This window comes from Streptomyces sp. 378 (assembly GCF_030124145.1).
GTDB lineage: Bacteria > Actinomycetota > Actinomycetes > Streptomycetales > Streptomycetaceae > Streptomyces.
The window spans coordinates 16,860-34,002 of the sequence record NZ_JASKMS010000027.1 but is presented as its reverse complement, the minus strand read 5'-3'; the positions used below and the strand labels follow the sequence as shown (position 1 = coordinate 34,002).

Annotated in this window: 16 protein-coding genes and 1 pseudogene; 10 read left to right on the top strand and 7 right to left on the bottom strand. The window is 71.2% G+C overall.

Annotated elements, in window-relative coordinates; all coding sequences use genetic code 11:
• The first annotated feature begins 337 nt into the window (after positions 1 to 337).
• Positions 338 to 673 carry a YnfA family protein gene (locus QNO09_RS29490; protein WP_283973299.1) on the top strand — a complete coding sequence of 112 codons (336 nt, stop codon included), beginning with the start codon at positions 338 to 340 and terminating at the stop codon, positions 671 to 673.
• A gap of 27 nt (positions 674 to 700) precedes the next feature.
• On the opposite strand, the gene QNO09_RS29485 is transcribed toward QNO09_RS29490, so the two are convergent.
• A complete protein-coding gene (locus tag QNO09_RS29485; protein WP_062931568.1) occupies positions 701 to 1,135 on the bottom strand; it encodes an ester cyclase in 435 nt (144 codons plus the stop codon).
• A gap of 125 nt (positions 1,136 to 1,260) precedes the next feature.
• Here QNO09_RS29485 and QNO09_RS29480 point away from each other — a divergent pair, with 125 nt between their 5' ends.
• Positions 1,261 to 2,037, top strand: coding sequence for an SDR family NAD(P)-dependent oxidoreductase (locus tag QNO09_RS29480; protein WP_283973298.1), 777 nt, complete (start codon positions 1,261 to 1,263; stop codon positions 2,035 to 2,037).
• A 10-nt stretch (positions 2,038 to 2,047) separates the two neighbouring features.
• On the opposite strand, the gene QNO09_RS29475 is transcribed toward QNO09_RS29480, so the two are convergent.
• A complete protein-coding gene (locus tag QNO09_RS29475) occupies positions 2,048 to 3,241 on the bottom strand; it encodes an RtcB family protein (RefSeq protein ID WP_283973297.1) in 1,194 nt (397 codons plus the stop codon).
• Positions 3,242 to 3,412: 171 nt separating this feature from the next.
• On the opposite strand from QNO09_RS29475, the gene QNO09_RS29470 reads away from it, so the two are divergent.
• From QNO09_RS29470 to QNO09_RS29460, 3 genes are all read left to right on the top strand, one after another.
• Entirely contained in the window at positions 3,413 to 4,231 is an 819-nt protein-coding gene (locus tag QNO09_RS29470) for a DUF3558 domain-containing protein (protein WP_283973296.1), read from the top strand.
• A 119-nt stretch (positions 4,232 to 4,350) separates the two neighbouring features.
• Positions 4,351 to 5,253: a DUF3558 family protein gene (locus QNO09_RS29465; RefSeq protein WP_283973295.1), complete on the top strand. Its 903-nt coding sequence runs from the start codon at positions 4,351 to 4,353 to the stop codon at positions 5,251 to 5,253.
• A gap of 115 nt (positions 5,254 to 5,368) precedes the next feature.
• Complete coding sequence (locus QNO09_RS29460) at positions 5,369 to 6,691, top strand: DUF2637 domain-containing protein (protein ID WP_283973294.1); 1,323 nt, start codon at positions 5,369 to 5,371, stop codon at positions 6,689 to 6,691.
• A gap of 124 nt (positions 6,692 to 6,815) precedes the next feature.
• Here the strand turns inward: QNO09_RS29460 and lysS are convergent, their stop codons facing one another.
• Positions 6,816 to 8,561: a lysine--tRNA ligase gene (gene lysS, locus QNO09_RS29455; RefSeq protein ID WP_283973293.1), complete on the bottom strand. Its 1,746-nt coding sequence runs from the start codon at positions 8,559 to 8,561 to the stop codon at positions 6,816 to 6,818.
• A gap of 149 nt (positions 8,562 to 8,710) precedes the next feature.
• Between lysS and argS the strand changes: the two genes are divergently transcribed.
• On the top strand, positions 8,711 to 10,474 hold the full coding sequence (gene argS, locus QNO09_RS29450; protein ID WP_283973292.1) for an arginine--tRNA ligase: 1,764 nt from the start codon (positions 8,711 to 8,713) through the stop codon (positions 10,472 to 10,474).
• 62 nt (positions 10,475 to 10,536) lie between these two features.
• On the opposite strand, the gene QNO09_RS29445 is transcribed toward argS, so the two are convergent.
• A complete protein-coding gene (locus QNO09_RS29445; protein ID WP_283973291.1) occupies positions 10,537 to 11,037 on the bottom strand; it encodes a DinB family protein in 501 nt (166 codons plus the stop codon).
• 95 nt (positions 11,038 to 11,132) lie between these two features.
• Between QNO09_RS29445 and QNO09_RS29440 the strand changes: the two genes are divergently transcribed.
• Together QNO09_RS29440 and QNO09_RS29435 are read left to right on the top strand one after the other, a co-directional pair.
• Positions 11,133 to 11,264 carry a hypothetical protein gene (locus QNO09_RS29440; RefSeq protein ID WP_283973290.1) on the top strand — a complete coding sequence of 44 codons (132 nt, stop codon included), beginning with the start codon at positions 11,133 to 11,135 and terminating at the stop codon, positions 11,262 to 11,264.
• 39 nt (positions 11,265 to 11,303) lie between these two features.
• Positions 11,304 to 11,918, top strand: coding sequence for a DUF4253 domain-containing protein (locus QNO09_RS29435; protein WP_283973380.1), 615 nt, complete (start codon positions 11,304 to 11,306; stop codon positions 11,916 to 11,918).
• On the opposite strand, the gene QNO09_RS29430 is transcribed toward QNO09_RS29435, so the two are convergent.
• Both QNO09_RS29430 and QNO09_RS29425 read right to left on the bottom strand, forming a co-directional pair.
• Positions 11,884 to 13,116 (bottom strand): aminotransferase-like domain-containing protein, encoded by a 1,233-nt coding sequence (locus tag QNO09_RS29430; protein WP_283973289.1) that lies wholly within the window; start codon positions 13,114 to 13,116, stop codon positions 11,884 to 11,886. The genes QNO09_RS29435 and QNO09_RS29430 overlap by 35 nt on opposite strands.
• 127 nt (positions 13,117 to 13,243) lie before the next feature.
• Positions 13,244 to 14,146, bottom strand: coding sequence for an SAM-dependent methyltransferase (locus tag QNO09_RS29425; protein WP_283973288.1), 903 nt, complete (start codon positions 14,144 to 14,146; stop codon positions 13,244 to 13,246).
• A gap of 124 nt (positions 14,147 to 14,270) precedes the next feature.
• Between QNO09_RS29425 and QNO09_RS29420 the strand changes: the two are divergent.
• Positions 14,271 to 14,561: pseudogene (locus QNO09_RS29420) on the top strand (DUF4232 domain-containing protein); the annotation flags it as partial.
• Here QNO09_RS29420 and hemB read toward each other — a convergent pair.
• Positions 14,555 to 15,553 (bottom strand): porphobilinogen synthase, encoded by a 999-nt coding sequence (hemB, locus tag QNO09_RS29415; RefSeq protein ID WP_283973287.1) that lies wholly within the window; start codon positions 15,551 to 15,553, stop codon positions 14,555 to 14,557. The pseudogene QNO09_RS29420 and the gene hemB sit on opposite strands and share 7 nt — an antisense overlap.
• A gap of 191 nt (positions 15,554 to 15,744) precedes the next feature.
• On the opposite strand from hemB, the gene QNO09_RS29410 reads away from it, so the two are divergent.
• Entirely contained in the window at positions 15,745 to 17,133 is a 1,389-nt protein-coding gene (locus QNO09_RS29410) for an FAD-binding oxidoreductase (protein ID WP_283973286.1), read from the top strand.
• Positions 17,134 to 17,143 lie beyond the last annotated feature (10 nt).

Genomic DNA, 17,143 nt, shown 5'->3' with positions numbered 1-17,143 from the left:
CACGGCGCCCACCGAGGCACACCCCGACGGCCTCGACCCGGCCCTCAGCGTCCGGGAGCCGGGCGGCACGGAAACCCTCCGACTCCGCCTCCACTCGCCGCCTGCCGCCCCACGCCCCCGGCCCGGCCCGCTCCACATCCCCGTCGGACGACCGGCTGCCGGTGCCGCGCGGCGCCTCGGCCACCAGGTCGTGCGGGCGCTCGGGCAGCCGCTCGCGCCGGCTCGCCGGACACGCCCGCCTTCCGGGCGGTCGGCGGCGGCTCCCGCACCGTGCCGGTCGGCTCCGCCGCCGCCTCCTCGGCGCCCGGGAACGGGCACGCATGCCAAGCTGGCCGCCATGTTCGTGCTCCGCTCCGCCGCCCTCTTCGTCCTGGCCGCCCTCTTCGAGATCGGCGGCGCCTGGCTCGTCTGGCAGGGCGTGCGCGAGCACAGGGGCTGGCTCTGGGTGGCCGGCGGCGTCCTCGCGCTCGGCGCCTACGGCTTCGTCGCGACGTTCCAGCCCGACGCGCACTTCGGCCGTGTCCTCGCCGCCTACGGCGGGATCTTCGTCGCCGGTTCGATCCTGTGGGGCGTGGTCGCCGACGGCTACCGCCCGGACCGCTGGGACGTCACGGGCGCGCTGGTCTGCCTCGCGGGCATGGCCGTCATCATGTACGCCCCGCGGGGAAACTGACCGGACCCCGAGCGGACGCCCGGGGCCTCAGAACGGCTCGTCCGGCAGCAGCCCCAGCTGCCCGAGGAAGTCCATCTCGTCGAAGTACAGCCGGTAGTCGACGATCCGTCCGTCCTTCACGGTGGCGATGTCCACCCCGCGGATCCGGACCTCCTTCTGCGTCGGCGGCAGCGTCTCGCCGTTGGGCAGCTCCAGCGGCCCGGTGTTGCGGCCGCGGTAGATCCCCTCGTCGATGGCCGTGTCACCGGCCTCGTAGGAGTGCAGCACCTCGAACGTCGCGCCGGGAACCGCCTCCGTCATCGTCCGCCAGTACTCGACGATGCTGTCGCGTCCGCGCAACTCGCCCTCGTCGGGCGTGAAGGCGACTGCGTCCTCGGCGTAGAGCTCGCCGACGACCTTCAGATCGGTGTGTGCGGTGACCGCGTCCGTGAGCCGGTCCATGACCTCACGTGCCTCGCCCATGATCGCCTCCGGGAGAATCAGGGGACCATCCAGGCCCATTCTCCCACCGCGGGGCCCGCCTATCCTGGCCGCGGGCCCGACGCGCACGCCGGGCCGCCGCACGCCCGAGGACCCGAGGAGCACCCATGGCCACCGCAGCCCCGCCCGCAGCCTCCCGCATCGCCGTCGTCACGGGTGCGAGCAGCGGGATCGGCGCCGCCACGGCCCGGCAGCTCGCCGCGGCGGGCTACCGCGTCGTCCTCACCGCACGCCGCAAGGACCGCATCGAGGCCCTGGCCGAGGAGATCACCAGGGCCGGCCACCAGGCCACGGCGTACGCCCTCGACGTCACCGACCGCGCCGCCGTCGACGAGTTCGCCACGGCGTTCAAGACGATCGGCGTGCTGGTCAACAACGCGGGCGGCGCACTCGGCGCCGACCCCGTCGCGACCGGCGACCCGGCCGACTGGCGCCAGATGTACGAGACGAACGTCATCGGCACCCTCAACCTCACCCAGACCCTGCTGCCCAAGCTGATCGCGAGCGGCGACGGCACGGTCGTGGTCGTCTCCTCCACCGCCGGCCACGGCACCTACGAAGGCGGCGGTGGCTACGTAGCCGCCAAGCACGGCGCTCACGTCCTCGCCGAGACCCTCCGCCTGGAGATCGTCGGACAGCCGGTCCGCGTCATCGAGATCGCCCCCGGCATGGTCAAGACGGACGAGTTCGCCCTGACCCGCTTCGGCGGTGACGAGGACAAGGCGGCCAAGGTCTACCAGGGCGTCGCCGAGCCCCTCACGGCCGACGACGTCGCCGAGACGATCACGTGGGCGGTCACCCGCCCCGCCCACGTCAACGTCGATCTCCTTGTCCTGCGCCCCCGCGCCCAGGCGTCGAACACGAAGGTGCACCGGGAGGCGTAGAGCCGTCCGGTCAGCCCTTCACGCAGACGACCTGCTTCAGCTTCGCCACGACCTCAACGAGGTCACGCTGTTGGTCGATGACCTGCTCGATCGGCTTGTAGGCGCCCGGAATCTCATCCACGACGCCGGAGTCCTTGCGGCACTCCACGCCCCGGGTCTGCTCCTCCAGATCCTTCGTCGAGAACCGGCGCTTGGCCGCGTTGCGGCTCATGCGCCGACCCGCGCCGTGCGAGGCCGAGTTGAAGGACTTGGCGTTGCCGAGGCCCTTCACGATGTACGAACCCGTGCCCATGGAGCCGGGGATGATCCCGTACTCGCCGGAGCCGGCCCGGATCGCGCCCTTGCGGGTCACGAGCAGGTCCATCCCGTCGTAGCGCTCCTCGGCCACGTAGTTGTGGTGCGCGCTGATCTCCGGCTCGAAGGTGGGCTTGGCCTTCTTGAACTCCTTGCGGACCACGTCCTTCAGGAGCGCCATCATGATCGAGCGGTTGCGCTTCGCGTACTCCTGGGCCCAGAACAGGTCGTTGCGGTAGGCCGCCATCTGCGGGGTGTCCGCGACGAAGACCGCGAGGTCGCGGTCGACCAGACCCTGGTTGTGCGGGAGCTTCCGGGCCACGCCGATGTGGTACTCGGCCAGCTCCTTGCCGATGTTCCGGGAACCGGAGTGCAGCATCAGCCAGACAGAACCGGTTGTATCCGTGCACACTTCGACAAAGTGATTCCCGGATCCGAGCGTGCCCATCTGCTTACTGGCCCGCTCATGACGGAACTTGACCGCCTCCGCCACCCCGCCGAACCGCCCCCAGAAGTCGTCCCACCCGGCGGTGGCCAGCCCGTGGAAGCGCCCCGGGTCCACGGGGTCGTCATGCATCCCCCGCCCCACCGGAATCACCTGCTCGATCCGCGACCGCAGCCGGGACAGGTCGCCAGGCAGGTCGTTCGCCGTCAGGGACGTCCGCACCGCCGACATTCCGCAGCCGATGTCGACACCCACCGCCGCGGGGCACACCGCACCCTGCATCGCGATGACCGAGCCGACCGTCGCGCCCTTGCCGTAGTGCACGTCGGGCATGACGGCCAGGCCCTTGATCCACGGCAGGGTGGCGACGTTCCGGAGCTGCTGGAGCGCCGACTCCTCGACCGAGGCCGGGTCGGTCCACATCCGGATCGGTACCTTCGCACCCGGCATCTCTACGTACGACATAACGCCCTCAATCCCCCGTAAGCAAACAGAAGTCTTCAACAGCAAATACCGGAGCCAAGGTCGACGAAAGGGAAATCGGACCGGCGTTCACGGCTGTGCGTGCGATACACATTGTGTTCATCGTCCGCCCTGCGGCGGCAAGCCAATATCCGTCTCGAGAGGGGCCACCACGTGCAACGGAAGGCGTACGCACCCGGTATCGCCGTGCTCCTCGCGGCGGTACTGGCCGGCTGCACCGGCGGCTCGGCCGACGGCGGCTCGGCGGACGACTCCAACCCGGGTGACGCCGGCACGGCGTCGCCCGCCGCCGAGCCCGGCCGCTACCGCACGCTGCCCGAGCCCTGCGCCGTGGTCAGCGAGAGCACGCTCGACGAACTCCTCCCCGGCATCCGGCGGATCCGCGACGAGGAGCAACGCGAGAGGGCCTACGAGGGCGAGCCGACGAGCACCTTCGACACCGACCGCAAGGTCGGCTGCCGCTGGAAGGTCGACTCCCCGGACGCCACCGACCATCTGTGGATCGACTTCGAGCGGGTCGTCTCCTACGACAACTCCGTCAGCGACGACAGCCAGGCCGAGCAGCTCTTCGCGGAGCAGGAGGCCTCGGCCCACCTGCCCGCGCCGACCGCCACCGGGACGGCGCCCACCGGCGGTACCCCGGCGGGCGGTTCGGCCGCGTCCCCGAGCGGTTCCCCTTCTCCGTCCGGCTCCTCCTCGCCCTCGGCGTCCCCGTCCGCGGCCCCGACCGAGCTGCAGCCCCGGGTGCTGGAGGACCTCGGCGACGAGGCCTTCCTCGACGACGGTCTGAACAGTTCCGGCTCGACGGCCGAGCAGCGGACGGTGACTGTGGCGTTCCGCACGTCCAACGTCATCGTGACCATCGAGTACGCGGAGCAGCCGACGACCGTCGGCGTCGTCCCGGACAGCAAGGAAATGCAGGACAGGGCGCAGAAACTGGCCTCCCAGCTGGCGGATTCGCTGAGCGACTGAGGCCTCTTCACGGCCCCTTCACGCGAACCCGGAAAGCGCGGGAAGGAAGAACACACCGTCGCCTCACCGCGTACCGTGACCACCCGGACCCGTTCCGACCGCAGGGAACCACGAGCGTCATGAGTGAAGGAACCATGCAGCGACGAGCACAGCGAGACCAGCCAGCGAAGCGCCTCAACCGCGTCCTTGTCTGCGCGGCCGCCGTCCCCGTGATGCTGGTCGCCGCCGGCTGCTCCTCGGACTCCGGCTCCGGCGACAGCACGGACACGGCGGGGAAGGCCGCGGCGTCCGCGTCCGCGAGCCCGTCCCCGACGGTGCGGGCGGCGGCGTACGGCAAGCTTCCGGAGCCGTGCAAGGCGTTCTCGAAGAAGACGCTGAAGGACCTCGTACCGGAGGGCAAGTCCGGCAAGGAGGGCAAGTCGGACGACATCTCGACGCGTGCCAGTTGCTCCTGGAACAGCCTCGACAACAACGGCGTGAAGGGCTCGCAGTTCCGCTGGCTGAACGTGTCGATGCTGCGCTTCGAGTCGGACGTCACCCGCGGCCCGGCCGACGAGCTGGCCCAGGAGTACTTCGAGAAGCAGGTCCAGGAGGCGCAGGCCGTCGAGGGCGCGAAGAGCGTCAAGACCGAGCCGGTGACCGGCACGGGCGACCAGGCGACGGCCGTGCGCTACGACCTGAAGAAGAAGGAAGGCACCTTCAAGCAGCAGACGATCGTGGCACGCGTCGAGAACGTCGTCGTCACGCTCGACTACAACGGCGCCGGTCTGGCCGGTGACAAGACGCCGAGCGGCGACGACCTGCTGAAGGACGCGAAGAAGGCGGCCAAGGAGGTCGTGGCCGCGGTGTCCGACGCGAACGGCGCCGGCGGCGGCGGCGGCAAGGCGAGCGCCGGTCCTTCGAAGACCGAGTCGAAGTCCCCCTCGAAGTCGCCGTCCGGGTCGGCTTCCCAGGATGCCTCGGACGAGGCCTCGCAGGACGCCTCGACGTCGCCGTCCAAGAAACCGACGTCGAAGAGCTGAACCGTCCCGACGGGAACCGGCCACCCGTCCTCCGCACATATGTGCCACCCTGTTGCGCGCAACAACACGCAAGGGGAGGGGAGTACGGGTGGCCGCGCCACTGCAACTGACTCGGATGCACCGCGTTCTCATCGGCGTGGTCGTGGCCGGCGCCGTGATCATCGCCGGTATCGGCTTCGCCGGTTCGTACGCGGCGGTCCGCGAATTGGCCCTGCAGAAGGGCTTCGGGAACTTCTCGTACGTCTTCCCGATCGGCATCGACGCGGGCATCTGCGTCCTGCTGGCCCTGGATCTGCTCCTCACCTGGATCAGGATCCCGTTCCCCCTGCTGCGTCAGACGGCCTGGCTGCTGACGGCGGCGACGATCGCGTTCAACGGCGCCGCGGCGTGGCCGGATCCGCTCGGTGTGGGCATGCACGGGGTGATCCCGATCCTGTTCGTGGTCTCGGTCGAGGCGGCCCGGCACGCGATCGGCCGCATCGCGGACATCACGGCCGACAAGCACATGGAGGGCGTCCGCCTCACCCGCTGGCTCCTCTCCCCCCTCCCCACGTTCCTCCTCTGGCGCCGCATGAAGCTGTGGGAGCTGCGCTCCTACGAGCAGGTCATCAAGCTGGAGCAGGAGCGTCTGGTCTACCAGGCCCGGCTGCGGTCGCGGTTCGGCCGGGCCTGGCGCCGTAAGGCACCGGTGGAGTCCCTGATGCCGCTGCGGCTGGCGCGGTACGGGGTGCCGCTGGCGGAGACGGCTCCCGCGGGACTGGCGGCGGCGGGCATAGAGCCGGCGCTGATACCCCCGGCGCCTCAGCGGACCGAGATGGCCGCGGGCGGTCGCGCCGCCGCTGCGACGCCCGCCCCGCTGCGGGCGGCACCGCCCGTCGAGCAGCGGCCGCAGCTGGAGGGCAACCACGAGGCCGGGCAGCCGGCGAGCGTCCCGGAGCCCGAGCAGAGCCCGTGGTTCAACACGCCCCGCGAGGTCGAGTACCAGGGCGGCTACGACCCCGACTACGACCCGGCGGAGCAGTACGCCCAGTGGATCGCGGAGCAGCAGGAGGCCGAGCGGTACCAGGCCCAGTTCGAGCAGGACCCCGAGCGGTACCAGGCCCAGTTCGAGCAGGACCCCGAGCGGTACCAGGCCCAGTTCGAGCAGGAGCCCTCCCCGGAGGACACCGGCAGCTTCCCCATCCCGGTGGGCCCGGGCCGCACCCGTGAACTGGGGGACGGCGGCGGCGCCCCGCTGCCCGGCGCCGCGCCGGACGAGGAGTCGTACTACCAGGTCTTCAAGCAGTCGATCAACGGCAGTTACCCGACGCCGCGCGAGCTGATGGACAACGTGGAGGCCGAGTTCGGTATCGGCCTGCCCGCGGAGGATGCCAAGCGGATGGTCAACCGCTTCACGAACCGCCACAACGCGGAACTGGAAGAGGACCACATCGCATAACCGGGGCCATGCCGGAATCAGCACGCACACCGACACCGAGGCCTTCGGCTCGTCGACGATGCCGCTCTTCCAGAAGGCCTGACACAAAAAAGGGGGGCCCTCCTGTGAGGGCCCCCTCAGTGGCTCAGTCCCCCAGCAGCGACCGCACCCGGTCCTGCCCCACCGCCAGCAGCAGCGTGGGCAGCCGCGGCCCGGTGTCCCGCCCGACCAGCAGGTGGTACAGCAGGGCGAAGAAGGACCGCTGGGCGGTCTTGATCTCCGGCGGCAGCTCCTTCGGCGTGGCGTCGGCGGAGAACCCGGCCTGCACCTTCGGCACGCCGTAGACCAGGTGCGTCAGCCCGTCCAGCGACCAGTGGCCGGCCAGCCCGTCGAGCAGCAGCCGCAGCGACTCGCGGCCCTGCTCGTCCAGCGACTTCAGCAGCTCGGCGTCCGGCTCGTCCCGCACGATCGTCCGCTGGTCGGCCGGGACGTGCGTGTTGATCCAGGCCTCGGCCTTGTCGTAGCGCGGGCGGGCCTCGTCGAGCGAGGTCAGCGGCTGCTCCGGGTCCAGCTCGCTGAGGATGCGCAGCGCCTGGTCCGCGTGCCCGGCGGTGATGTCCGCGACGGACGCCAGCGTCCGGTACGACAGCGGCCGGGGCGTCCGCGGCAGCGCACCGGCGGCCGTACCCACCGCACGCGCGTGCGCGGCCACGTCGGCCGGCAGGGCGCTGCCGTCGGCGACCTTGGCGTCCAGCCGGTCCCACTCGTCGTAGAGCCGCTGGATCTCCTGGTCGAAGGCGACCTTGAAGGACTGGTTCGGCCGGCGGCGCGCGTACAGCCAGCGCAGCAGCTGCGGCTCCATGATCCGCAGGGCGTCGGCCGGGGTGGGCACGCCGCCCTTCGAGGACGACATCTTCGCCATGCCGGAGATCCCGACGAAGGCGTACATCGGCCCGATCGGCTGCTTCCCGCCGAAGATCCCGACGATCTGCCCACCGACCTGGAACGACGACCCCGGCGAGGAGTGGTCGACACCGGAGGGCTCGAACACGACGCCCTCGTACGCCCACCGCATCGGCCAGTCGACCTTCCAGACCAGCTTGCCGCGGTTGAACTCGCTCAGCCGGACCGTCTCCGAGAAGCCGCACGCCGTGCAGGCGTACGTCAGCTCGGTGGAGTCGTCGTCGTAGGACGTGACGGTGGTGAGGTCCTTCTCGCAGTTGCCGCAGTACGGCTTGTACGGGAAGTACCCGGCGGAGCCGGAGCCGCCGTCGTCCTCGGCGGCCGCGCCGGAGCCCTCGGCGGCCTCCAGCTCGGCCTCGTCGACCGGCTTCTGCCCCTGCTGCTTCTTGGCCGGGGCCTTCTTCGTGCGGTACTGGTCGAGGATCGCGTCGATGTCGCCGCGGTGCTTGATGGCGTGCAGGATCTGCTCGCGGTACACACCCGAGGTGTACTGCTCGGTCTGGCTGATCCCGTCGAACTCCACGCCGAGCTCGGCCAGCGACTCGATCATCGCGGCCTTGAAGTGCTCGGCCCAGCTGGCGTACGAGGAGCCCTTGGGCGCCGGTACGGACGTCAGCGGCTTGCCGATGTGCTCGGCCCACGACTCGTCCACGCCCGGGACACCGGCCGGCACCTTGCGGTACCGGTCGTAGTCGTCCCAGGAGATCAGGTGCCGCACCCGGTGGCCCCGGCGGCGGATCTCGTCGGCGACGAGGTGCGGGGTCATGACCTCCCGCAGGTTCCCCAGGTGGATGGGGCCGGACGGCGAGAGGCCGGACGCGACGACGACGGGTTTGCCCGGGGCCCGGCGCTCCGACTCCTCGATGACCTCATCCGCGAAACGGGAGACCCAGTCGGTGGTCTCGGTGCTCTGAGCCACGATCGGCACGTCCTTCTTTCTGCATCGGGCAGCCGGTACGGTCGCACGGCTGACCGCACCATTGTCCCAGACCTGCTCGCGCCCGGAAAAACGGCTTTACCCCCATGGGATACTGGGCGGGTCTATCCATCCCCACGAGGAGAACGGCACCCTTACCTATGGCCTCGGTCACGTCCCTCAGCGATTCCGTCCACCAGCGCCTCGCGGCGGCCCTGTCGGCAGCCCTGCCGCAGGCCGGTTCCGCGGATCCGCTGCTGCGACGAAGCGACCGGGCCGACTTCCAGGCCAACGGAATCCTGGCCCTCGCGAAGAAGGAGAAGGCCAACCCGCGCGAGCTGGCCACGCAGGTCGTCTCCCGGGTGGAGTCGGGTGAGCTGATCAAGGACGTCGAGGTCTCCGGCCCCGGCTTCCTGAACGTCACCGTCACCGACCGCGCGATCACCCGCAACCTCGCCGCGCGCTACGCGGACGACACCGGCCGCCTCGGCGTGCCGCGCGCGGAGCGGCCGGGCACCACGGTCATCGACTACGCCCAGCCGAACGTGGCGAAGGAGATGCACGTCGGGCACCTGCGCTCCGCGGTGATCGGCGACTCGGTGGTGCAGCTGCTGGAGTTCACCGGCGAGCACGTGGTCCGGCGTCACCACATCGGCGACTGGGGCACCCAGTTCGGCATGCTCATCCAGTACCTGGAGGAGCACCCGCACGAGCTGGACCACGAGTCCGGTGAGGTGAGCGGCGAGGAGGCGATGTCGAACCTGGACCGCCTCTACAAGGCCTCGCGCAAGCTGTTCGACTCCGACGAGGAGTTCAAGACCCGTGCCCGGCGCCGGGTGGTGGACCTCCAGGCGGGCGACCCGCAGACCCTCGCCATGTGGCAGAAGTTCGTCGACGAGTCGAAGATCTACTTCTTCTCCGTCTTCGAGAAGCTGGACATGGAGATCCGCGACGAGGACATCGTCGGCGAGTCGGGGTACAACGACATGCTCGCCGAGACCTGCCGCCTCCTGGAGGAGTCGGGCGTGGCGGTCCGTTCCGAAGGCGCCCTCTGTGTCTTCTTCGACGACGTCAAGGGCCCGGACGGCAAGCCGGTCCCGCTGATCGTGCAGAAGTCGGACGGCGGCTACGGCTACGCGGCGACCGACCTCTCGGCGATCCGCGACCGGGTCTTCGACATCAAGGCGAACACACTCCTCTACGTCGTGGACGCCCGGCAGTCGCTCCACTTCAAGATGGTCTTCGAGACGGCCCGCCGCGCCGGCTGGCTGAACGACGACGTCGAAGCGGTCCAGCTCGCCTTCGGCACGGTCCTCGGCAAGGACGGCAAGCCGTTCAAGACCCGTGAGGGCGAGACGGTCCGCCTGGTCGACCTGCTCGACGAGGCGATCGACCGTGCCTCGGCCGTGGTCCGGGAGAAGGCCCAGGACCTCTCCGAGGAGGAGATCGCCGAGCGGGGCACCCAGGTGGGCATCGGCGCGGTGAAGTACGCGGACCTGTCGACGTCGGCGAACCGCGACTACAAGTTCGACCTGGACCAGATGGTCTCACTCAACGGCGACACCTCCGTGTACCTCCAGTACGCCTACGCCCGGATCCGGTCGATCCTGCGCAAGGCCGGCGAGGCCCGTCCCGCCGCCCACCCGGAGCTGGACCTGCACGCGGCGGAGCGCGCGCTGGGCCTGCACGTCGACTCGTTCGGGGAGACGGTGGCGGAGGCGGCGGCGGAGCACGCCCCGCACAAGCTGACGGCGTATCTGTACCAGCTGGCGTCGCTCTTCACGACGTTCTACGACAAGTGCCCGGTGCTGAAGGCCGAGACGCCCGAGCAGATCGAGAACCGTCTGTTCCTCTGCGACGTCACGGCCCGCACGCTCCACCGGGGCATGGCCCTGCTGGGCATCCGGACGCCCGAGCGGCTCTGAGCGCACCCGGAAGTGAACAGGCCGAGGGCGGCGCTCCCCCCAGGGGGTGCCGCCCTCGGGCGTCAGCGCTGAGCCGTGGTGTTCGCGCCGTCCAGGGTCTCCCGGACGAGGTCCGCGTGCCCGGCGTGCTGAGCGGTCTCCCTGATCAGGTGCAGCAGGATCCGGCGCGCGGACCAGAACTCGGGCTCCGGCGGGGACCAGGGCGTCTTCGGCAGCGGCACGCTGACGTCCAGGTCCGGCAGCGCAGACACCGCCTCCTCGGTGGCCCGGGCGGCCGACGCGTAGCGCTCCAGCAGCGCGGGGAGCGTGTCGCCCTCGGCCATGCGGTACTGCGCCGTGTCGAGCATGCCGTCGGGCAGTTCACCGTCGCGCTCGGACATGACCCGGGTCCACATCTCCTCTCCCGTGGCGAGGTGCTTGACGATGCCGCCGAGCGTCAGCTCGCTCACCGTCGTACGCCGCCCGGCCTGCGCGTCGGTGAGTCCGCGCACGGTGATCAGCAGCAGCGCGCGCTGCTCCGCGAACGCGGCGAGCAGGTCCGTCTTCTCGGAGGAAGTGGTCATGTCCCAACCGTAGGCAGGAAGTAGGTCAGTTGCTGTCCGCTACGGCGGTCGTCGGCCGGGTCGGATTGTCAGTGCGCGGCTCTACAGTCACCACCATGGCGACTCTTCCCAACCTCCTGCCAAAGCTGGCGGCAGACCCGAGCGGCGGCTCGCTCGGCCTCCGACTCCCCGCCGGGACGCTCCTCGACACCACCGACGAGGGCCCCTGGCACGAGCCGTTGCTGTAGTGCGCCGGCGAACGGGCCGTCCCGGGCGGCTGGACGGCGCTGGAGCCGGCCCGTCGTGCGGGCCTCCTGCCGGTCGTCCTCGCGACGGGCGACGGCCACGGCGGCCCGGAGCGCTGGGAGTTGATGCCGGGCGAGGTGTCCTACCCCGGGGACCACGACGCCGAGGAGGTCCTGGCGGAGTACTGGGAAGAGCACGCCGCGCAGGGCGAAGCCTGGCCCGGCCCGGCCGATGCCGCCCCTGGGGCCCAGGCCCCGGACACCGTGGCCGCCGGCACCGCGGACGCCCTGCTCGGCGACGGCGGCCCCCTCAAGGACCCCCGTCTCGCCCTCGTCCCGGCCCGCCGCAGCGCGGACATCCCGACGGCGATCGGCTGGACGGGCCCGGCCGACCACGACGGTGACACGGCCCGGATCAGCGCGGTGCTGCGCTCCTGGGAGGACCGCTTCGGCCTCCGCCTCATAGCCCTCGGCTTCGATCACCTGCTGGTGTCGGTCGCCGCCCCGCCCACCACCCTGGCCGACGCGGAAGCCATCGCCGCCGAGCACTTCGCGTTCTGCCCGGACAACATCCACCAGGGCACGCACCCCACCCTCCGGGCCTACGCCGAGCACCAGGTCCTCAACCAGCGGACGTGGCACTTCTGGTGGGACTGAGCCCCTCCCCCAGCCTGCGCAGCCCCTCCTCGATCTCCTGCGGCGTCTGCGTCACGAAGCACAGCCGCAGGGTCGTCCGGTCCGGCGGGCCGGCGTGGAAGGGGGCGCCGGGGACGTAGGCCACGTTCTGCCGGACCACCTGCGGCAGCAGGGCCGTCGTGTCGTACGGCTCGGGCAGGCGCGCCCAGAGGAACATGCCGCCCTCGGGCCGGTTCCAGACCGAGCCCTCGGGCAGTGCCCCGGCCAGCCCGGCGAGCATCGCGTCGCGGCGTTCGCGGTACACGGCGGCGACGCGGGCGACATGGGCGTCGAGGTCGTTGTCGGCGAGGTAGCGGGCCGCGGCGAGCTGGTTGACGGTGGGGGTGTGCAGGTCGGCGGCCTGCTTGGCGACGGCGCAGGCGCGCCGCAGCTCAGCGGGTGCCCGCAGCCAGCCCAGCCGCAGCCCGGGGGCCATGACCTTGGAGAAGCTGCCCAGCAGCACCGTGCGGTCCTCGGCGCCCGGCTGGGCGGCGATCCACGGCACGCGGGCGCCGTCGTAGCGCAGTTCCCCGTAGGGGTCGTCCTCGACGATCCACAGTCCGCGCCGGGCGGCGACCGCTGCCACGGCGGCGCGCCGTTCGGCGGGCAGGGTCCGGCCGGTCGGGTTCTGGAAGGTGGGGACGGTGTAGAGCAGTTGGGGCCGCTCGCGCACGACGAGGTCCTCCAGGGCCTCGGGATCGACGCCGTGCTCGTCACCGGGCACGGCCACGATCCGCGCTCCGGCGAAGCCGAAGGCCTGAAGTGCCGCGAGGTAGCAGGGGTTCTCGACGAGGACGGTGTCCCCGGGTTCGAGGAGGGCGGTGGCCAGGAGGGAGAGGGCCTGCTGGGAGCCGGTGGTGACGAGCAGGTCGTCGGGGCCGGTCGGCAGGCCGCGCGCGGTGGTGCGGGCGGCGAGCGCGTCCCGCAGCGCGGGTTCGCCCTCGGTCGTGGAGTACTGCAACGCCCGCGCGGGCGCCTCGGCGAGCACCGCCTCGAACGCGGCGGCGACACCCTTCGCGTCGAACAGTTCCGGCGCCGGGAGCCCGCCCGCGAAGTTGATCACCTCGGGGCGGGCGGTGACGGCCAGGATGTCCCGTACGGGAGAGCCGCCGACGGCCCGCGCCCGCGCGGCCAGGGGCGGCACGGGAGCATGGGTGGGCAGGGGTTCGGCGACGGTCATGGCAGGGCTCCTTCGGCTGCGGTGACGCCTGGTGCCCCGCAGCCTAAAGAAGTACGTGCCACCTACAAGCAGGTTTCCGGGATCCGGACGCCGGCTGTGCACGGACGGGGGCCCGGGGCCCCACGGTTCATCCCTTGGCGCCGATGGCCGCGTAGACGTTGATGTCCGCGTCCGTGACGTCGTTGATGTCGCGGTAGCGCACCTTCTCGATCTCGTCGAGCCCGGCGAGGAAGGACTCCTCCGGCTGCTCGGGGACGGGGGCGGCGTGATCGGGCCGCCAGCGGTGCGCGGGGACGACGCCCGGGTCGGCGATCTCCAGACCGTTCTCCGTGAAGAACCGCTCGACGTCGGCCCGGGACCGCAGTACGAAGGTGAACCCGCGTTCGGTGTAGGTCCGTTGGACCGCGCGGATGTTCTCGGGGTTGAGGTCCTCGGTGAGGTGGCTCAGCACCAGCCGGCTGCCGACGGGCAGTTCGTCGAGCAGTCCGCGCACCAGCGGGTATGCCTCCTCGTCCGCGACGAAGTGCAGGATCGCCACCAGGCACAGCGCGACCGGCCGGTCGAAGTCGATGGTCTTGGCGGCCTGTTCGAGGATGCGGGCCGGGTCCCGCAGATCGGCGTCGATGTAGTCCGTACGCCCCTCGGGGCCACTGTTCAGCAGGGCGCGTGCGTGCGCGAGCACCACGGGGTCGTTGTCGACGTACACGACCCGCGACTCGGGCGTGATGCGCTGCGCGATCTGGTGCACGTTCTCGGCGGTGGGCAGGCCGGTCCCGATGTCGAGGAACTGCCGGATGCCGTCCCGCTCCACGAGCGTGGTCACCGCACGCCGCAGGAAGTCGCGGTTGTGGCGCACGTCGAGGTACCCGCGCGGGTTGGCGGCCAGCGCGGCGGCGGCCGCGTCCCGGTCGGCGGGGTAGTGGTCCTTGCCGCCGAGGAAGACGTCGTAGACCCGGGCCGGGTGCGCCTTGCTGCTGTCGATCCTCCTCTGCAGCTCGGCGGGATCCTGGCTGAGGGCGTCACCGGACATGGACGTCTCCCTGAAGAGTGGGTGGTTCAATAAGCAACCACTACGGCGGTCAACAACCTAACGGTTCAAGTGATTTGATGGTGCCCGTGCAGACCGACCCGCGAGCGACGACGATCCTCTGGTCGACGAGATGCAGTGGGTCCCGCAGCCGATCAAGGACTCCAAGCCGCAGGCCGTCACGACCCTGGCCCCCGGCGAGTCCGGCTACGCGGGCGTCTCACTGTCGGCGGCCGACGGCAGCGGCGAGTGGGGCACCACGGGCCACAAGCTCACGGTCGGCTTTCAGGGCCGCACGCCCCACAGCGACGGCGGCCCCTCGGCGCTCCCCGCCCTGCCCGCCAAGGGCGTCTCCTACGACAGCACCCTGACGGTCACCTACTGGCCGCACGACATGGACGACGCGCCGACCTACTGATCCTTGAGCTTCTGGGCCACTTCGGTGGCCCAGTAGGTCAGGATGCTGCGCGCACCGGCCCGGCGGATGCCGGTCAGCGTCTCCAGGATCGCCCGGTCCCGGTCGATCCAGCCCTTCTCGGCGGCGGCCTCGACCATCGAGTACTCGCCGGAGATCTGATAGGCGGCCACCGGCACGTCCACGGCGTCCGCGACCCGGGCGAGGATGTCCAGGTAGGGCCCGGCCGGCTTGACCATCACCATGTCGGCGCCCTCCTCGAGATCGAGGGCGAGCTCACGCAGCGACTCCCGGGCGTTCGCGGGATCCTGCTGATAGGTCTTCCGGTCCCCCTTGAGCGACGAGCCGACGGCCTCCCGGAAGGGCCCGTAGAAGGCGGAGGCGTACTTCGCCGTGTAGGCGAGGATGGCGACGTCCTCCCGCCCGATCTGGTCGAGGGCGTCGCGGACGACCCCGATCTGCCCGTCCATCATCCCGCTGGGCCCGACGACATGGGCGCCGGCGTCGGCCTGCACCTGGGCCATCTCGGCATACCGCTCCAGGGTCGCGTCGTTGTCGACCCGCCCCTCGGCGTCCAGCACCCCGCAGTGCCCGTGATCGGTGGTCTCGTCGAGACACAGATCGGACATGACGAGCAGATCATCGCCGACCTCGGCCCGCACGTCCCGGAGGGCGACCTGGAGAATTCCGTCCGGGTCGGTGCCAGGTGTCCCGAGCGCGTCCTTCTTCGACTCCTCCGGCACGCCGAACAGCATGATCCCGGAGATCCCCGCCGCGACCGCCTCCGCGGCGGCCTTCTTCAGACTGTCCCGGGTGTGCTGCACGACCCCCGGCATCGCGGCGATCGGCACGGGCTCGCTGACGCCCTCCCGCACGAAGGCCGGAAGGATGAGGTCAGCGGGGTGCAGCCGGGTCTCGGCGACCATCCGACGCATCACGGGGTTGATCCGCAACCGCCGCGGCCGAGTACCGGGAAATGATCCGTACGTCGTCATGGCCTCTACGCTACGCCCGCCCGAAAAGCCCGGATGCCGACGCGATGTCGGCGTGCTCGCGCCCCGCCGGGCAGACCCACCGTCCCGCGATGCGCCCACCACTCCCCAGGTCCATGCTGAGAACACAAGGACCCCGACGGCCCACCGCGTCGCCGCCGCCGTCCCTCCGTACCCGCCCCACGGAGGACGCGATGACCGCCCCCCACCACATGCCCGACCTCTTCGCCCTCTCGGAGATCAACGGCCCCGTCGTCCGCCCCGGCGAACGCGGCTACGCCGACGAAGTCACCGGCTTCAACCTGGCCTCCCTGCACACCCCCGACGTGGCCATCGGGGCGACCGGCCCCGACGACATCGTCACCGCGATGCGCTGGGCCGCCGCAACCCACACCCCCGTCGCCGTCCAGGCCACCGGCCACGGCGCGAACTTCCCGATCGAGCACGGTCTGCTGATCAACACGTCCCGCATGACGGACGTCCACGTCGACCCCACCACCCGCACCGCCACCGTCGCCGCGGGCGCGAAGTGGAGTCATGTCATGGCCGCGGCCGCACCCCACGGCCTGGCCGGTCTGTGCGGCACCTCCACCGACGCGGGCGTCATCGGCTACACCCTCGGCGGCGGACTCCCGGTCCTCGGCCGCGCCTACGGCTTCGCCGCCGAACTGGTCCGTTCCTTCCAGGTCGTCACCGCGGACGGGCGCCTGCGCGAGGCGGATCCCCGGCACGAACCGGAACTGTTCTGGGCACTGCGCGGCGGCAAGGGCAACGTGGGCGTGGTGACCTCACTGATCACCGAACTGCTCCCGCTCCCCCGCCTGTACGGCGGCGGCATCCACTGCCACGCCGAACACACCGAGACCCTGCTGCGGGCCTGGACGGACTGGACCCGCACCGTCCCCGACGAGATGTGCAGCATGTTCTCGGTATTGCGCCTGCCGCCCATTCCCCAGATCCCCGAGCCGCTGCGCGGCGGCTTCTGGGCCCGGGTCGCGATCGCCTGGCCGGGCGACCCGGCCGAGGGCGAGGCACTGATCGCGCCGCTGCGCGCAGCCGCCCCCGTGGCCGTCGACATGGTCGAGGAGATGGACCACGCGGCCCTGGACCGCATCCACATGGAGCCCCAGGACCCGCTCCCGGCACGCGAGTGCTGCCTGCTCCTGCGCGACCTGCCCCCGGGCGCTCTGAGCACCTTCCTGGAACAGGTCGGCCCGGCGGCCGGCGCGGAACACCCGCTGCTGGTCGCCTCACTGCGGCACATGGGCGGCGCCCTGGCCCGCCCGTCGGCCGTCGAGGACGCCGTCTGCGCCCGGGACGCCGGCTACTTCATGGAGTCGGTCGGGATCATGCCCGCACCGCCCGTGGCCGAGGCCGTCGAACAGGCGACGCGCCGCCTCTACACCGCCATGGCCCCGTACGGCACGGGCCGCACCATGGTCAACATCCACGGCACCCCGGGCGACGAACAGGACCGCGCCCGCGCCTGGACCCCCGAGGTCTACGCACGCCTGCGCCACGACAAGGCCACCTACGACCCCGCCGACCTGCTGCGCTACGGCCACGCGGTGACTCCCGCGTAGCCGCAGCGAC

Coding starts and splice junctions, on each gene's coding strand:
- argS (WP_283973292.1), top strand. CDS start 8,711: ATGGCCTCGGTCACGTCCCTCAGCGATTCCGTCCACCAGCGCCTCGCG.
- QNO09_RS29445 (WP_283973291.1), bottom strand. CDS start 11,037: ATGACCACTTCCTCCGAGAAGACGGACCTGCTCGCCGCGTTCGCGGAG.
- QNO09_RS29425 (WP_283973288.1), bottom strand. CDS start 14,146: ATGTCCGGTGACGCCCTCAGCCAGGATCCCGCCGAGCTGCAGAGGAGG.
- QNO09_RS29430 (WP_283973289.1), bottom strand. CDS start 13,116: ATGACCGTCGCCGAACCCCTGCCCACCCATGCTCCCGTGCCGCCCCTG.
- QNO09_RS29480 (WP_283973298.1), top strand. CDS start 1,261: ATGGCCACCGCAGCCCCGCCCGCAGCCTCCCGCATCGCCGTCGTCACG.
- QNO09_RS29410 (WP_283973286.1), top strand. CDS start 15,745: ATGACCGCCCCCCACCACATGCCCGACCTCTTCGCCCTCTCGGAGATC.
- QNO09_RS29490 (WP_283973299.1), top strand. CDS start 338: ATGTTCGTGCTCCGCTCCGCCGCCCTCTTCGTCCTGGCCGCCCTCTTC.
- QNO09_RS29440 (WP_283973290.1), top strand. CDS start 11,133: ATGGCGACTCTTCCCAACCTCCTGCCAAAGCTGGCGGCAGACCCGAGC.
- QNO09_RS29465 (WP_283973295.1), top strand. CDS start 4,351: ATGAGTGAAGGAACCATGCAGCGACGAGCACAGCGAGACCAGCCAGCG.
- QNO09_RS29485 (WP_062931568.1), bottom strand. CDS start 1,135: ATGGGCGAGGCACGTGAGGTCATGGACCGGCTCACGGACGCGGTCACC.
- QNO09_RS29475 (WP_283973297.1), bottom strand. CDS start 3,241: ATGTCGTACGTAGAGATGCCGGGTGCGAAGGTACCGATCCGGATGTGG.
- hemB (WP_283973287.1), bottom strand. CDS start 15,553: ATGACGACGTACGGATCATTTCCCGGTACTCGGCCGCGGCGGTTGCGG.
- QNO09_RS29460 (WP_283973294.1), top strand. CDS start 5,369: ATGCACCGCGTTCTCATCGGCGTGGTCGTGGCCGGCGCCGTGATCATC.